10 protein-coding genes are annotated in these 14321 nt (G+C 74.6%); 6 read left to right on the top strand and 4 right to left on the bottom strand.

The features are described from left to right. The first annotated feature begins 112 nt into the window (after positions 1-112). Complete coding sequence (locus ACWGB8_RS13875) at positions 113-1285, top strand: magnesium and cobalt transport protein CorA (RefSeq protein ID WP_452213350.1); 1173 nt, start codon at positions 113-115, stop codon at positions 1283-1285. 27 nt (positions 1286-1312) lie between these two features. Here the strand turns inward: ACWGB8_RS13875 and ACWGB8_RS13870 are convergent, their stop codons facing one another. Together ACWGB8_RS13870 and ACWGB8_RS13865 are read right to left on the bottom strand one after the other, a co-directional pair. After that, the gene (locus tag ACWGB8_RS13870) at positions 1313-2641 is read right to left on the bottom strand and encodes a PASTA domain-containing protein (protein WP_452213349.1); all 1329 of its coding nucleotides are present in this window, start codon (positions 2639-2641) and stop codon (positions 1313-1315) included. Positions 2642-2798: 157 nt separating this feature from the next. Then, positions 2799-3533: a class I SAM-dependent methyltransferase gene (locus ACWGB8_RS13865; RefSeq protein WP_452213347.1), complete on the bottom strand. Its 735-nt coding sequence runs from the start codon at positions 3531-3533 to the stop codon at positions 2799-2801. 110 nt (positions 3534-3643) lie between these two features. On the opposite strand from ACWGB8_RS13865, the gene ACWGB8_RS13860 reads away from it, so the two are divergent. Then, positions 3644-4309: a helix-turn-helix domain-containing protein gene (locus ACWGB8_RS13860; protein WP_452213346.1), complete on the top strand. Its 666-nt coding sequence runs from the start codon at positions 3644-3646 to the stop codon at positions 4307-4309. 218 nt (positions 4310-4527) lie between these two features. Further along, the gene (locus ACWGB8_RS13855) at positions 4528-5802 is read left to right on the top strand and encodes a serine hydrolase domain-containing protein (RefSeq protein ID WP_452213344.1); all 1275 of its coding nucleotides are present in this window, start codon (positions 4528-4530) and stop codon (positions 5800-5802) included. A 114-nt stretch (positions 5803-5916) separates the two neighbouring features. Here the strand turns inward: ACWGB8_RS13855 and ACWGB8_RS13850 are convergent, their stop codons facing one another. Continuing rightward, on the bottom strand, positions 5917-7905 hold the full coding sequence (locus ACWGB8_RS13850) for a SpoIIE family protein phosphatase (RefSeq protein WP_452213342.1): 1989 nt from the start codon (positions 7903-7905) through the stop codon (positions 5917-5919). 813 nt (positions 7906-8718) lie between these two features. On the opposite strand from ACWGB8_RS13850, the gene ACWGB8_RS13845 reads away from it, so the two are divergent. After that, positions 8719-9222, top strand: coding sequence for a hypothetical protein (locus ACWGB8_RS13845; RefSeq protein WP_452213340.1), 504 nt, complete (start codon positions 8719-8721; stop codon positions 9220-9222). Between the two features lie 90 nt (positions 9223-9312). Here ACWGB8_RS13845 and ACWGB8_RS13840 read toward each other — a convergent pair whose 3' ends face one another. Beyond that, positions 9313-10569: a cytochrome P450 gene (locus ACWGB8_RS13840; protein WP_452213339.1), complete on the bottom strand. Its 1257-nt coding sequence runs from the start codon at positions 10567-10569 to the stop codon at positions 9313-9315. 588 nt (positions 10570-11157) lie between these two features. Here ACWGB8_RS13840 and ACWGB8_RS13835 point away from each other — a divergent pair. Continuing rightward, on the top strand, positions 11158-12705 hold the full coding sequence (locus ACWGB8_RS13835) for a M28 family metallopeptidase (protein ID WP_452213337.1): 1548 nt from the start codon (positions 11158-11160) through the stop codon (positions 12703-12705). A gap of 177 nt (positions 12706-12882) precedes the next feature. Beyond that, entirely contained in the window at positions 12883-14295 is a 1413-nt protein-coding gene (gene lpdA, locus ACWGB8_RS13830) for a dihydrolipoyl dehydrogenase (protein WP_452213336.1), read from the top strand. Positions 14296-14321 lie beyond the last annotated feature (26 nt).

Raw genomic sequence — 14321 nt, 5'->3', positions numbered from 1 at the left:
GCCCGCCGCCCGCCCCGCCGCTGACCCCGGCCCGGACCGGCCCGCGGACCGGCGCCGTGCGCGGTGGAGGCCGGCCGGTGCCGCCCCACCCCCACCGTGGAGGCAACCCGCCATGTCCGACTGGCGTGTGCGCGCCGTGCGCGCGAGCAAGCGTCCCTTCTCCCGTCCCGCAACCCCGGCCGCCCCGATCGGCCGGGTGCACCCGGCACCCGAGCACTCGATGGACCCCCGGTCCGACCACGCCGCCGAGACCGTCTCGCTGGAACGCTCCGTCGTGGAGTCCGCCGTCTACCGCGACGGCCGGCGGATCCAGGCTCCCTCCGGGCTCGCCGACATCTACCGGGAGCTGCCCGGCAAGCCCGGCACCATGGCCTGGATCGGCCTCTACCGCCCGGCCGAGGCGCAACTGCTGGAGGCTGCCGAGAAGTTCAACCTGCACGAACTCGCCGTCGAGGACGCCATCGTCGCCCACCAGCGGCCCAAGCTGGAACGCTACGGCGACACCCTCTTCGTGGTGCTGCGCGCCGCCCGCTACCTGGACGACGTGGAGGAGGTCGACTTCGGCGAGATCCACCTCTTCGTCGGCCCGGACTTCGTCCTCACCGTCCGCCACTCGCAGGCCCCCGACCTGTCCGCCGTCCGCAGCCGGCTGGAGGCCGACCCGGAGCTGCTGGCGCTCGGCCCGGAGGCCGTGCTGTACGCGGTGCTGGACGCCGTGGTGGACGGCTACGCCCCGGTCATCGCCGGACTCCAGCACGACATCGACGAGATCGAGACCGAGGTGTTCGGCGGCGACCCGCAGGTGTCCCGCCGCATCTACGAACTCTCCCGCGAGGTCATCGAGTTCCAGCGGGCCACCCGCCCGCTGCTGGAGATCATGAAGTCGCTGGAGGCCGGCTTCGGCAAGTACGGCACCGACGACGAACTCCAGCGCTACCTGCGGGACGTCGCCGACCACGCCACGTACGCCGCCGAACGGGTCGACGGCTTCCGGCAGATGCTGCAGAACATCCTCACCGTCAACGCCACCCTGGTCTCCCAGCGGCAGAACGAGGAGATGAAGCAACTCGCCGAGGCGGGCCACGCCCAGAACGACGAGATCAAGAAGATCTCCGCCTGGGCCGCGATCCTCTTCGCACCGACCCTGATAGGAACCGTCTACGGCATGAACTTCGAGGCCATGCCCGAGCTCAAGTGGGCCTTCGGCTACCCCTTCGCGATCGCCCTGATGGCCCTGGTCTGCACCGGCCTCTACCTGGTCTTCAAGCGCCGCGACTGGCTGTAGCCGGGAGGGGGCGGGTGCCCGCGCGGCTCAGCGGAGGCGGGGCTTGAGGGCGATCCAGAGGGTGACGGGGGCGGTGAGGGGGTGGACGGTGCCGACGGTGGGGTCGGTGCGGGTGGCGGCGCCCTCGGGGAGGGTGCGGCTCTCCTCCTTCTGAAGCGTGACGTTGGTGAAGTGCGCCTTCTTGAGGAGGAGTTCGGCATCGGCGCTGCTCAGGCCCGCGACCCGCGGGAGCTCCGCCCGTCCGTCGGAGAGGCGGAGCAGGACCTCGCTGCCCCGGGCGACCCGCGCCCCCGCGGCCGGGTTGGCGCCGATCACCTGGTTCTCGGGTGCGCGGCCGACCTCCACGCGCTCCCCGGCCACGGTCAGGCCGAGCGCCCGGAGCTTCGCCGTGGCGGCCTCCCGGGTCAGCCCGACGACCTCGGGCACGATGATCAGGGCGGCGGACGGTGACGGGCTGCCGCCGCCCCTGCCGCCGTTGCCGCTGCCCGGATTCACACCGTTGCCCGGATTCACGCCGGTGCCGGGACTGACGCCGTTGCCGGGCTTCACCGGGGACGGCGAGGTGGACGGCCCGCCGGGGCCGGTGACCGGCGGACGGGCTTCGCCGCCACCGGAACCACCGCTGCCGGAACCGCCACTGCCGGAGCCGCCGACACCGGTGCCGAGTCCGAGGACGAGGACGAGGGCCGTCGCGGCGGCGATCAGCACGACCACGACGCCGAGCAGCAGCCCGCTCCGGCCGGCCCCGCCCGACCGGGGCGTCGGGCGGGGTGCCGAACGGGAGGGCCGACGGCCGGCACCCCGGTCGTGGTCCCGGTCCCGGTCGAGGTCGAGGTCGAGGTCCGGACGGTCCGGCAGGTCGATGGCGAAGGCCGCGCACGCCGCGCCCTGGCCCGCCGTCGCCGAGACCACCCGCAGGGCGACCCCGAACCGGGCCCCCGCCACCCCGTTCACCAGTCCCGCCGCCTCGGCGCCCGGCACGCCGAAGCGCGAGGCGGCGTCCAGGCCGCCGCCGAGGTGGTCCCGCGGCGGGGTGCAGCGCAGCTCCACCTCGCGCTCCTGCCCCGGTGCGAGCGGTCTCGCGAGCAGCCGCTCGTCGAACTCCAGCCGCCCGTCGACCGGTTCGAGCGGCTCCAGCCGGTAGCTGTCCGGCCGGTCGCCGGCGTTGCGCACCCGCAGCCGTACCAGGGCCGTGCGGCCCGGCTCGCCGAACTGCTGCTCCGGCACGCACCACGCCTGCACCCCGCCGGCGGGGCCGGCCCGCAGATCGGTGCCGCAGCGCCCACCGGGGCAGTAGCTCCCGAAGCGCTCACGGCCGTCGGTACGGTTGCCGCACAGGCGGCAGAAGAGCCTCATGGCAGGTCCCCCCGGGGTCGGCGTCCGCAACCCCGGCTACCCCCGGTCCGGACCGGGGAACCATGCCGCCCCGAACCGGGACCGGGCCGTGACCGATCGACCCCCTACCCGTTGCCTTGTCACGCAACCGTCAACGCGGAAAGGGGTGTTGGTGTCGTCAGGCCGGCAGTCGGCGGAGCTTCAGGGTGTTGTCGTGCCGCAGGTACGTGCGGCCGTCCGGTGCGGTCCACGGCAGCTCGTGCTCGTCGCTGCGAAGGACCTCCCAGCCGCCCTCGGGCAGCGCCAGGTCCGCCAGCACCTCCTGCGGGCCGGGGAGGTGCAGATCGGCGTGGTCGTGCCGGCCGTGCTGCTGCTCCTCGTCGTGCCCGTGGCCGTGGCCCGCCTGCGCCGAGTGCTCGGCGTGCGCCCCGTCCCGGTCGGCGTCCCCCGCGGGCCCGCCGACCGGGACGGGGAACGCCGCGTGCCCCACGACCAGCAGCACCCCGCCCGGCTCCACCGCCGCCGCGGCCGCGCGCAGCACCGCCGTGCGGGGCAGGTCGGTGGGGGAGTGCAGGAACTGGGCGCACACCAGGTCGTACGAGCCCTCGGGGAAGTCGGTGCCCAGGTCGCGGCACTGCCAGTCGATCCGCCCGTCGACCCCGGCGTCCACCGCGTGCCCGGCGGCGCGGGCCAGGGCGACCGCGGACACGTCCACCGCGGTCACCTGCCAGCCCTGCCCGGCCAGCCAGACGGCGTCCGCGCCCTCCCCGCAGCCCAGCTCCAGGACCCGCCCGGGAGCCAGCCCGTCGACCTCCCGGACCAGCGCCGGGTTGGGGTTGCCGCTCCACATCCGCGCGTTCTCCGCGTAGCGGGCGTCCCAGTAGGCCGCGTCCGAACCCGCCTGCACGGTCATCCGTACCACCTCCGTTGCCGCCGGCCCGCCCGGTGCGGACCGTCCCGACCACGGTGCGCCCGGTCCCGAACGATTGACAAACCCGCTTGCGAAAGCAGCAAACTGGATCCATGGCCGACGACGACTTCGACACCGTCCTGAACACCGTGGGCCCGCGGCTGCGCGCCCTGCGCCGCGACCGCGGCAGCACGCTCGCCCAGGTGAGCGAGGCCACCGGGATCTCCCTCTCCACGCTCTCCCGGCTGGAGTCCGGCCAGCGCCGGCCCACCCTGGAGCTGCTGCTGCCGCTGGCCCGGGAGTACCGGGTCCAGCTGGACGAGCTGGTGGGTGCGCCGCCGACCGGTGACCCGCGGGTGCACGCCCGGCCGGTCGTCCGGCACGGCAACACCTACGTCCCGCTCACCCGGAGCCTGGGCGGGCTGCGCGCGTACAAGATGATCCTCCCGCCGGCCGCGGCCACGACCCGGGAGCCCGAGCAGAAGGTGCACGAGGGCCACGAGTGGCTGTACGTCCTGTCCGGCCGCCTCCGGCTGCTGCTGGGCCCCCACGACCTCGTGCTCACCGCGGGGGAGGCCGCCGAGTTCGACACCCGGACGCCGCACTGCTTCACCAACGCGGGCGCCGAGCCGGTCGAGTTCCTGAGCATCTTCGGGCCGCAGGGGGAGCGCATCCACGTCCGCGCCCGCACCACCGACCGCTCGGCCGACCGGCCCGGTGACGGCGCTGCCGACGCCACCGGTGCCGGCATCGGCGCCGACGACCGTCCGGCCGACTGACCCGCCTGCCCGGAGGCCGCCGTTCGGCGCGTGATCGGGGTGGGATGCGCGACGGTCGGCGGCTGATCCGCCGGCCGCCGGCGATCAGGATGGTGCCCACGGAATCCGAACTCGGGTCGTCCACAAGGGCGTTCCGACGATCGGTCGCCGAGCCTCGCTCCGACCGGCCGTCACCTCGGTTCCGGATCGCACGCATCGACCATGAACGGACGGACACGATGAAGACCCGAATGGTGCTCTCCGCCGGTACGGCGGCACTGGCCCTCGGCGCGGGCACGGTGGCCGCCGCCCCCGCATCGGACGCGAGCGGCGCCGCGCCGACCGGCCGGACGGGCCCGCACACCCGACTGGAGCCCGCGCGGCTGCAGGCCGCCCTCGACACCGTGCACCGCGCGGGGATGCCGGGGGTATTCGCCGAGGTCCGCGACGGGGGACGGGCCTGGCGCGGCGCCTCCGGGGTGGCCGACCTCGCGACCGGGCGCCCCGTCCGGCCCGACCTGCGGCACCGGGTCGGCAGCGTCACCAAGACCTTCACCGCCGCCGCCGTCATGCAGCAGGTCGAGCAGGGCCGGCTGCGGCTGGACGACCCGATCGGCGACCACCTGCCGGAGCTGATGCCGGGGGAGCGCGGCCGCCGGATCACGGTCCGGATGCTGCTCAACCACACCAGCGGCCTCGCGGACTACCTCCCCCACGCCTTCCCCTCCCTCGCGGGACTGCCCGCCGGGCCCGGGGTCTCGGCCAAGAGCGTGGACGACAACCGGTTCCGGGAGTTCGACCCGGACGAGCTGATCGCGATGGGCGTGGCGGCGCCCCCCGTCGGCGAGCCCGGTGCCCCCACCGGGGTGTACTCCAACACCAACTACCTGCTGCTCGGCCGACTCCTGGAGCGGGTCACCGGCACGACGGCCACGGAGTACATCACCCGCCACGTGATCGAGCGCGCCGGGCTCCGGCACACCGAACTCCCGACCGGGCCGCGCATCGAGGGCCCGCACTCCCGCCTGTACGAGGCGCTGTACGGCCTGATCGACCCGCCGCGCGACTACAGCGTCTACAACATGTCCTGGGTCGGCCCGAGCGCCGGCCTGGTGTCGACGATGGAGGACCTCAACCGCTTCTACGCCCGCCTGCTCGACGGCCGGATCGTCAGCCGGGCGTCACTGGCGGAGATGCAGCGCACCCTCCCGGTCCGCGCGCTGGACGGCACGATCGTCCAGTACGGGTTCGGCCTGCACCGGGTGGACGTCCCGGGCTGCGGCACCTTCTGGGGCCACGACGGTTCGGCCTGGGGCGCCGGGACGCTCTCGCTCACCCGCGCCGACGGGCGGCGCCAGCTGTCCGTGGCGGTCAACCTCGCGCGGTGGAACAAGCCGGACGCCTCGGGGCAGCTGCAGCACCACCCGCTCGACGACGCACTGCCGGCGCTCTACCGGGAGGCGATGTGCGGCGGCAGCGGCCCGCACCCGAACGGGGAGGCGCCGGCGGAGTAGTCGCGCACCGGGCCGTGTGCCGGGGCGCGCGTCCGCACGTGGCCGGTGGGCGCGGTGGGTGGAGGCGATCGGTGGGCGCGATCGGGGGGTCGGCCCGCGCCCGGTGGACGGGGGTCACCGGGCGCGGGCGCGGGCCGCGAGCAGCGCGATGTCGTCCTCGGCGGGTGGCGGCGGAGCACCCGTGGTGCGGCCGGCCTGCCGCCGGCCGGGGCCGTGTGGGGTGAGGCTGTGCAGGACGGCGTCGAGCAGGTCGTCCAACTCGCCCTCGGCAGGCAGCCGGAGAGCGGCGAGCCGGTCGAGCGACACGTCGATGTCCTCGTCGCGCCGTTCGACCAGCCCGTCGGTGTACATCAGCAGGGTCTCGCCCGGGAGCAGCTCGTGGGCGGACTGCTCGTAGCCGCCGAGGCCGGTGCCCAGCGGCGGGCCGGTGGGGATGCGCAGCAGCTCGGTGGGGCGGCCGGGGCGGATCAGCGCGGGCGGCAGGTGGCCGGCGCTGGAGAGGGTCCAGCGGTTGCGTCCGGGGTCGGCGAGGGCGAGCAGGCAGGTGGCCGGGCGGGCGGACTCGTTCGCCGAGATCAGCGCGTCGAGCTGGCGCAGGATCCGGTGCGGGGGCAGGTCCATGGCGGCCGTGTCCCGCAGGGCGGAGCGGTAGGTGCTCATGTCGACCGCGGCCTCGACGCCGTGCCCCATCACGTCGCCCATCGCCAGCAGAGTCCGGCCGAACGGCAGCCGCACGGTCTCGTACCAGTCGCCGCCGACCACCGAGGCGGTCCCGGACGGCAGGTAGCGGGAGGCGAGCTCCAGGTTCTGGTGCGGGTTGCCGGGTTCGCTGAGCAGGGCGTGCTGCAGTTCCAGCGCGATGCCCTGGGAGCGGCTGAAGCGCCGGGCGTTGTCGACCGCGATCGCGGCGCGGCCGGCGAGGTCGCCGACCAGCACCACGTCGTCCGGGGTGAAGCCGTGCCCGTCGCCGCCGGCCCTGCCGTCGTCGTCCCGGCCGTTGCCGCCGTCTCCGGCCGGGCCGGAGGACCGGTTCGCGCCGCCGTCCCCGACCCGGGCCAGCGACAGCACGCCGATCACCCGGCCGCGTGCGGACAGCGGAACCGCGAGCAGCGAGTCGACGCCCGCGGCCCGGTACGCGGCCTGGCTCGCCGGGTCGGGCGCCGACCGGGCGGCCACGTCGGCCGACTGCGCCCGCAGGCCCAGGGCGAGGACGGCGGCGCCGGTGGCCAAGGCTCTGGCGGCGGCGGACCCCTCCCGGTAGCGGACCGACTCCCCGGGGCGGGCCAGCGGGCCGAGCAACTCGCGCAGTTCCGGCACGCACGACACCGCGGCCCGGTGCAGGCGCACCCCGGCAGCCCCGGCCCGTTCGGCGGCCTCGGGCGGCAGGACGTCGACGGTCACCAGGTCGGCCCGGTCGGGGACGGTGAGGTCGGCGAGCTCGGCGCAGGTGGTGTCGATGTCGAGGGTGGTGCCGATCCGCCCGGCGGCCTCGTCCAGGACGGCGAGCCGGGCCGTCGCCCGGGCCAGCTCCGCCTCCAGTTCGCGCAGCCGCCGGGCCGGGTCGTCGGTCGGTGCGGGGGCCGGTGCGGTGGGGTTCGGGGCGGTGCTGTCCGGTGCCGGTTCCGGTGCCGGTGCGGTGGTGGGGCCGGCCGTCGGGGCGGTGGCCGCACCCGTGGTCGGCACCACGGCGACCGCGACTCCGGTCGGCCGCCCGCCGGCTTCCATCCGCCGGGCCCGCAGGACGGTGCCCGTCGGGCCGTCACCGTCAGTCAGGGCGCACTCCCGGGGTCGGCCGTCATCGAGTACCTGCCGCAGGATCGTTTCGGCGGGCGCGAGGGCGGTCGCGGCGACGGGCCGACCGATCAGCTCGGCCGCCCGTACGCCGGTGGTGCGGATGAATTCCGGGTTGGCGAACCGCCAGTGCAGCCGCCCGTCGAGCAGGGCCAGGCCGGCCGGTGCGGAAGCCGCCAGCTGACGCAGCAGGTCGGCGTCGTCACTCTCCGCAGTGTGCCGGGCTCCGGTGGCGCGCGCTGCCGCGGAGGGCCCGGGTCGGGGGCCACCCGTTGCAGCGCCGCCTCTGCCACCACCGGGCCGCCACCGCATACAGCCCATGATCACGCTCTCCGCCCCCGAGTGCGAACGGCCCCCCGGGTGGTCGACGGAGCGGAGCGAGGCCGGTGCGCTCCGTCGCCGGGTCGCGGGTGTCGCGGGCGCCTGCGGACCGGCCGGGCCGGTAGGCCCGATGGCCCGGCCGTATCGGCAGGAGCTGTCTGCCGAACGGCGGCTTCCGCTGCTCGGATGGCAGCGCCCGGGGGTGTGCTCCGGGCGTCCGGCGGAGGGTCAGGAGTTCGCCGTGTTCCGCGACTCGCAACCCAAGATCCTGCTGGGAGCCGTCGCGCCGGCCACCGCCGTGGCGAGTGCGCTGATCGGGGCGGCCGGGGCCGCGCAGGCGCATGCCGGTGCGGATCTACAGCTCGTTCCAGGGCGCGTCCACCCGGCAGTGTCTGGACGCGGATGCCAACAACGGCGCCAACGGCACCAAGGTGCAGACCTGGGACTGCAACGGCACCAGCCAGCAGCGCTGGTACTGGTGGGACGACGCGTGCTGCGGCCCTCCTGCGCGCTCCCCGACCGTTCTCTCCGCGCGCTCCGCGGGGCTGCTGCGCCGCTACCGTTCGCTCCGCGGGACCGCGCCGGCCCTCCTCCACGCCCGAGTGTGCGCGGCAAGTTCGCGTGTGCATGGCGATCACCGTCGGCGACCGGAGTGCGCACCGGATCGACACTCGGTAGCCACAACATCTCGATCCGCCAACGGCTCGGCCTACGATCCGTCAACCACCCCCGGGCCGCGGCCCGTTCTGCTTGACTCGCGGTTTCCATGTGATCCCCCCAAGCGGAACGGAGCGTTCTCCACCCATGCCCAACCGCACCCGCATATCCGGACGTCGCCCGCTGGCCACCGTCGCCGGGCTGGTCATCGCCGTCGGCCTGGCCCTCACCGGTTGCGAGCCCGGCAGCAGCGGCACCGCTGCCGCGACGTCCGTCACCACGGCCGCCGAGACCGGTACGACGGCCCCGGCCACCACGACGGCCCCGCCGACCACCCCGCCGGTCACCCCGTCGTCCACCCCTCCGGCCGAACCGACCGCCGCCGCGCCGGCCCCCGGCAAGGTGCCCGCCCAGCCGGTGCCGTCGAAGGCCCCGGCCACCGCCAAGGCCACCCCCGAGGCCGAGCCGGCACCCGAGCCGACCCGGGCCGCGCCCGCCGGCGCCTGCGAGATCGTCTCCGAGGCGGGCAATTGCTACAAGGCGGGCCAGTTCTGCCGCAAGGCCGACCTCGGCCGGAGCACCCACGACGCCGGTGGGCGGATGCTGACCTGCCGGATGGTCAGCGGGAAGCCGCACTGGCAGGCCGACTGACCGTGACCCGCCCGGATCCCGCCCGGCTGCCGTCCGGATCCTTCGCGGGTCGCCGTCCGGGTCGCCGTCCGGATCCCGCCCGGCCCGCCCTCAGCCTGCCAGCGTCACGGGGGTCGGGCCGTCCGGGCGGACGGTGATGCCGTAGGACGCCCCGGCCGGGGTGCTGCGGAAGCGCGGCACGGCCCCCTCCAGGAGCAGCTCGACCACGGCCGTGGACTCGCGCACCGCGAACTGGGTGCCCAGGCAGGCGCGGGCCCCCACCCCGAACGGGTAGTACGCGCCGAGCTGCGCCGGGCGCGCGCCCGCGGCCGTGAAGCGCTCCGGTTCGAACCGCTCGGGGTCCGGCCACAGGGCGGGGTCGCGGTGCGTCAGGTACGGGCAGACCAGCAGGTCGGTGCCGGCCTCGATGCGGTACCCGGCCAGCACGTCCGGCTCGGCGGCGTGCCGGGGCAGGATCCACGCCGACGGGTACAGCCGCAGCGTCTCGCTGACCAGCGCCTGCACCGCCTCCCGGCGCTCCGGCGAACCCTGCGGTCCGGCCGCCAGCGCCCGGTCGCGCGCCCCGGGGTGCCGGTCGAGCAGCAGGAAGAGCCAGGTCAGCGTGGTGGCGGTGGTCTCGTGTCCGGCGAGCAGCAGGGTGACGAGCTCGTCGCGCACCAGCCGGTCGGTGTACTCGGGGTGCTCGGCGGCGGCACCGAGCAGGACGCCCAGCACCCCGTCGGCGGACGGTTCGCGCCGGGCGGCGTCGATCGCCGCGTGCGCGACGGCGTCGATCCGGGCCAGGTCGGCGGCGACGGCTGCGTGCGCCTCCCCGGAGTCGGCCGGCAGGGTCGGCAGCGCGGCCACCACCCCGGCCACGGAGTTCAGCTCGTGCGCGGTGTGCTCGTCCACCGGTCGGCCGGTGAGCGCCCGCCAGATGGTGTCCAGGGCGAAGCGCCGCATCTCCTCGCCGAGGTCGAACTCCTCGCCGGTGCGCGCGTACCCGGCCCAGCGCTCCGCGGTGAGGGCGGCGGCCTCGGCGATCCGCTGCTCGTAGCGGCGCATCCCGGTGCCGGTGAACTGCGACTGCAGCAGCCGCCGCTGCCGCTTCCACGCCTCGCCGGTCGCCGAGAGCACCCCGTCGCCGACCAGCACCCGGGCGCGGTGCGAGCGCTTCACGTACCGGTCGGGGTGCCGCCCGAGGACGTGCTGGACGGCCTCCGGCGCGGTCACCACCACCGTCGGCGTCGCGCCCGTACGGAACGCACCCACGCCGCCGAACCGCCGCTGCACCCGCGCCAGCAGCTCGACCAGCTCGGCCCCCTCGGCGTGCCAGGCCGCGACCTCCTCGGCCGGCAGCTCCGGCACCGGCCCGCCGCCCGCCGCCCCTACGGCTACCTCAACCGCCGGTGCTGCCACCGGCGCTGCCGTCGCGGCCTCGGCGGACGGCGGGACCGGGCTGGAATGCGCGTGCGGGGCCACAGGGAACTCCTGATTCGACTGCTGGACGGGTGTCCTGACGGCGCGTCGCCAGCACGGACTGTACGCCACCCCGGACACCGCGTGGCACCCCGTGCCGCCCGCCCGCTCGCCTGCCCGCCCGGCTGTCCGCCCGCCTGCTCACCTTGCGGTGCATGCCGCGGCCGGGCGTCCGACTGTGCCGCCCCGGGGCGCCTGTGCCGGGGCGCCTGTGCCGGGACGTCTGCGCCGGGGCGCCTACGCCGGCGAAGGGAGGGGGTGACAGGGGTGGTCGTTCGGGCAGGACCTGGAGGTGACGGGGCGGTAACCCGGTCCAGGGGCTTGGCAATGCCGGTCCGAGCATGTCAAATCTCACCATGCGGATGACCATGCGGCCGGCCTCGGCCGGCCGTCACCCGCTGCTGGACTCCGACTGCAGGACTGACGAAAGGCTCCGCCTTGAACGCACGTACCCGCACGACCCCCCGCACCACTGGAATGGCCGCCACCCTCCGCTCCCGCCGGACCGCCGGCGCCGCACTCGCGGTCGCCGGTCTGGTCACACCGCTGCTGCTGGTCGGCGCCGGGAGCGCCGCCGCGGACCCGGACCCGGCGAGGAAGGCCGCCCAACTGGCCGCGAAGCTGGTCGACAGGGCCGACGGCGAGGACGCCTACGAGTCCCTGGAGGCCTTCCAGCGGTTCGCCAAGCGCAACGGCGGCCACCGGGTGGCCGGCTCCAAGGGGCACGAGGAGTCCGCCCGGTACGTGTACGAGCAGGCGCGCCGGGCCGGGCTGAAGGTGTCCAAGCAGGAGTTCGACTACATGTTCTTCCAGGTGCTCGCCGAGCGCCTGCAGGTCGTCTCGCCGACGGGCGAGGACGTGCCGATCATCCCGATGACGTACTCCGGCGGAGGCCCGGCCGGCGGCCTCGCCGCGCAGCTCGCGGTCGTCCCGGTGGACGCCACCACGGGCTGCGAGGCCGCCGACTACGCCGCCGGCGCGTTCACCGGGAAGGTCGCCCTGATCAAGCGCGGCGGCTGCAACTTCGCCGTCAAGCAGGCCGCCGCCGCCGACGCGGGCGCGGTCGGCGCGATCGTCTACAACAACACCGAGGGCGAGCTCAACGGCACCCTCGGCGACCCGGCCGCGGGCCGGGTGCCCACCGGCGGCATCACCCAGGCGGCGGGCGAGGCGCTCGCCGCCAAGGCCGCCGCCGGCCCGGTGACCGTCAACCTCGACATCCGCACCTTCATCGAGAAGCGCCGCACCTGGAACGTCATCGCCGAGACCCGCGGCGGCGACGCCGAGAACACCGTGATCGTCGGCTCCCACCTCGACTCGGTGCTGGCCGGCCCCGGCATCAACGACAACGGCTCCGGCTCGGCCGGCGTGCTGGAGGTCGCCAAGGAGCTCGGCAACCGCCCGGTGAAGAACAAGGTCCGCTTCATCTGGTGGTCGGCCGAGGAGTTCGGCCTGGTCGGCTCGGAGCACTACGTCGCGCAGCTCTCCGAGGCGGAGAAGAAGCGGATCAAGCTCTACCTCAACTTCGACATGATCGCCTCGCCGAACTACGCGCAGTTCGTCTACGACGGCGACGACTCCGACCACACCGGCGCCGGTGCGGGGCCGGCCGGCTCGGCCCAACTGGAGCGCAGCATCAACGCCTACCTCGACCGCCGGGGCAAGCCGCACGAGGGCGCAGACTTCACCGGCCGCTCCGACTACGGCCCGTTCATCGAGGTCGGCATCCCGTCCGGCGGTACCGCCACCGGCGCCGAGGGCATCAAGACCGCCGCCCAGGCCGCCCGCTACGGCGGCACCGCCGGGGTGGCGTTCGACAAGTGCTACCACAAGGCCTGCGACAACCTGTCCAACCTCGATTTGGACGCCTTCGACGTCAACATCGACGTCATCGCCAACGCCGTCGGCACCTACGCCTGGGACCTCTCCTCGCTGTACGCGCCCGTCGCGCCCGAGGACACCAGCGGCGGCACCGGCAGCAGCGGCGGTCTGCAGGAGGACCACGCCCACGAGGTCGAGAGCTGATCCGACCCGTCGAACGCATGCGAACGGCGCCCCGGGGGACTGCCCCCGGGGCGCCGGGCGTCGGTGGCCGGACGGGGGCCGGGCAGGACCGGCGTTGCGCCGGATGCCACCATGGCAGAAGATCACGTCTGGATCGTGTCACCCGACGCACGGCAGCCCTCGGAGGAGTCAAGCACCATGAGCAGCACGCACTACGACGTCGTCGTCCTCGGGGCCGGCCCCGGCGGCTACACCGCGGCCGTCCGCGCCGCCCAGCTGGGCCTGCGCACCGCCGTCGTCGAGGCCAAGTACTGGGGCGGCGTCTGCCTGAACGTCGGCTGCATCCCCTCCAAGGCCCTACTGCGCAACGCCGAGCTCGCGCACATCTTCACCAAGGAGGCCAAGACCTTCGGCATCAAGGTCGAGGGCACCGTCACCTTCGACTTCGGCGAGGCGTTCCGCCGCAGCCGCTCGGTCGCGGACGGCCGGGTCAAGGGCGTCCACTACCTGATGAAGAAGAACGGCATCACCGAGTACGACGGCCGCGGCACCTTCGTGGACGACCGCACCCTGCAGGTCGCCCTCACCGCCGGCGGCTTCGAGCTCATCACCTTCGACCACTGCATCATCGCGGCCGGGGCCAGCACCCGCCTGCTCCCGGGCACCAGCCTCAGCGACCGCGTGGTCACCTACGAGGAGCAGATCCTCACCGAGGAACTGCCGGAGAGCATCATCATCGCGGGCGCCGGCGCCATCGGCGTCGAGTTCGCGTACGTGCTGCACAACTACGGCGTCAAGGTCACCATCGTCGAGTTCCTGGACCGCATGGTGCCGCTGGAGGACGCCGAGGTCTCCACCGAGCTCGCCAAGCAGTACCGCAAGCTCGGCATCGAGGTGCTCACCTCGACCCGGGTCGACTCGATCGACGACAAGGACCCGGCCGCCAAGGTCAAGGTCACCGTCACCGCCAAGGACGGCCAGCAGAAGGTGCTGGAGGCCGACAGGGTGCTCCAGGCGATCGGCTTCGCCCCGCGGGTCAACGGCTACGGCCTGGAGAACACCGGGGTCAAGCTCACCGACCGGGGCGCGATCGCCGTCGACGGCCGGGGCCGCACCAACGTCGAGCACATCTACGCCATCGGCGACGTCACCGCCAAGCTGATGCTGGCGCACGCCGCCGAGTCCATGGCCGTCATCGCCGCCGAGACCATCGCCGGCGCCGAGACCATGGAGCTCGACTTCGCGATGATCCCGCGCGCCACCTACTGCCAGCCGCAGATCGCCAGCTTCGGCTACACCGAGGCGCAGGCCCGCGACCTGGGCTACGACGTCAAGGTCGCCAAGTTCCCGTTCACCGCGAACGGCAAGGCGCACGGCCTCGGCCACCCGATCGGCTTCGTGAAGGTGATCAGCGACAACACCCACGGCGAGCTGCTGGGCGCCCATCTGATCGGCCCCGAGGTCACCGAGCTGCTGCCCGAGCTCACCCTCGCCCAGCAGTGGGACCTCACCGTCCACGAGGTCGCCCGCAACGTGCACGCCCACCCGACGCTGGGCGAGGCCGTCAAGGAGGCCATCCACGGCCTCGCCGGCCACATGATCAACATGTAGTCGCACGAACGGCGGCGGGGCGGCCC

This window comes from Kitasatospora sp. NPDC054939 (genome assembly GCF_053610105.1).
The sequence above is the reverse complement of the archived record's forward strand: the minus strand, read 5'-3'. Positions and strand labels throughout refer to the sequence as shown.

Coding starts and splice junctions, on each gene's coding strand:
- ACWGB8_RS13875 (WP_452213350.1), top strand. CDS start 113: ATGTCCGACTGGCGTGTGCGCGCCGTGCGCGCGAGCAAGCGTCCCTTC.
- ACWGB8_RS13870 (WP_452213349.1), bottom strand. CDS start 2,641: ATGAGGCTCTTCTGCCGCCTGTGCGGCAACCGTACCGACGGCCGTGAG.
- ACWGB8_RS13865 (WP_452213347.1), bottom strand. CDS start 3,533: ATGACCGTGCAGGCGGGTTCGGACGCGGCCTACTGGGACGCCCGCTAC.
- ACWGB8_RS13860 (WP_452213346.1), top strand. CDS start 3,644: ATGGCCGACGACGACTTCGACACCGTCCTGAACACCGTGGGCCCGCGG.
- ACWGB8_RS13855 (WP_452213344.1), top strand. CDS start 4,528: ATGAAGACCCGAATGGTGCTCTCCGCCGGTACGGCGGCACTGGCCCTC.
- ACWGB8_RS13850 (WP_452213342.1), bottom strand. CDS start 7,905: ATGCGGTGGCGGCCCGGTGGTGGCAGAGGCGGCGCTGCAACGGGTGGC.
- ACWGB8_RS13845 (WP_452213340.1), top strand. CDS start 8,719: ATGCCCAACCGCACCCGCATATCCGGACGTCGCCCGCTGGCCACCGTC.
- ACWGB8_RS13835 (WP_452213337.1), top strand. CDS start 11,158: ATGGCCGCCACCCTCCGCTCCCGCCGGACCGCCGGCGCCGCACTCGCG.
- lpdA (WP_452213336.1), top strand. CDS start 12,883: ATGAGCAGCACGCACTACGACGTCGTCGTCCTCGGGGCCGGCCCCGGC.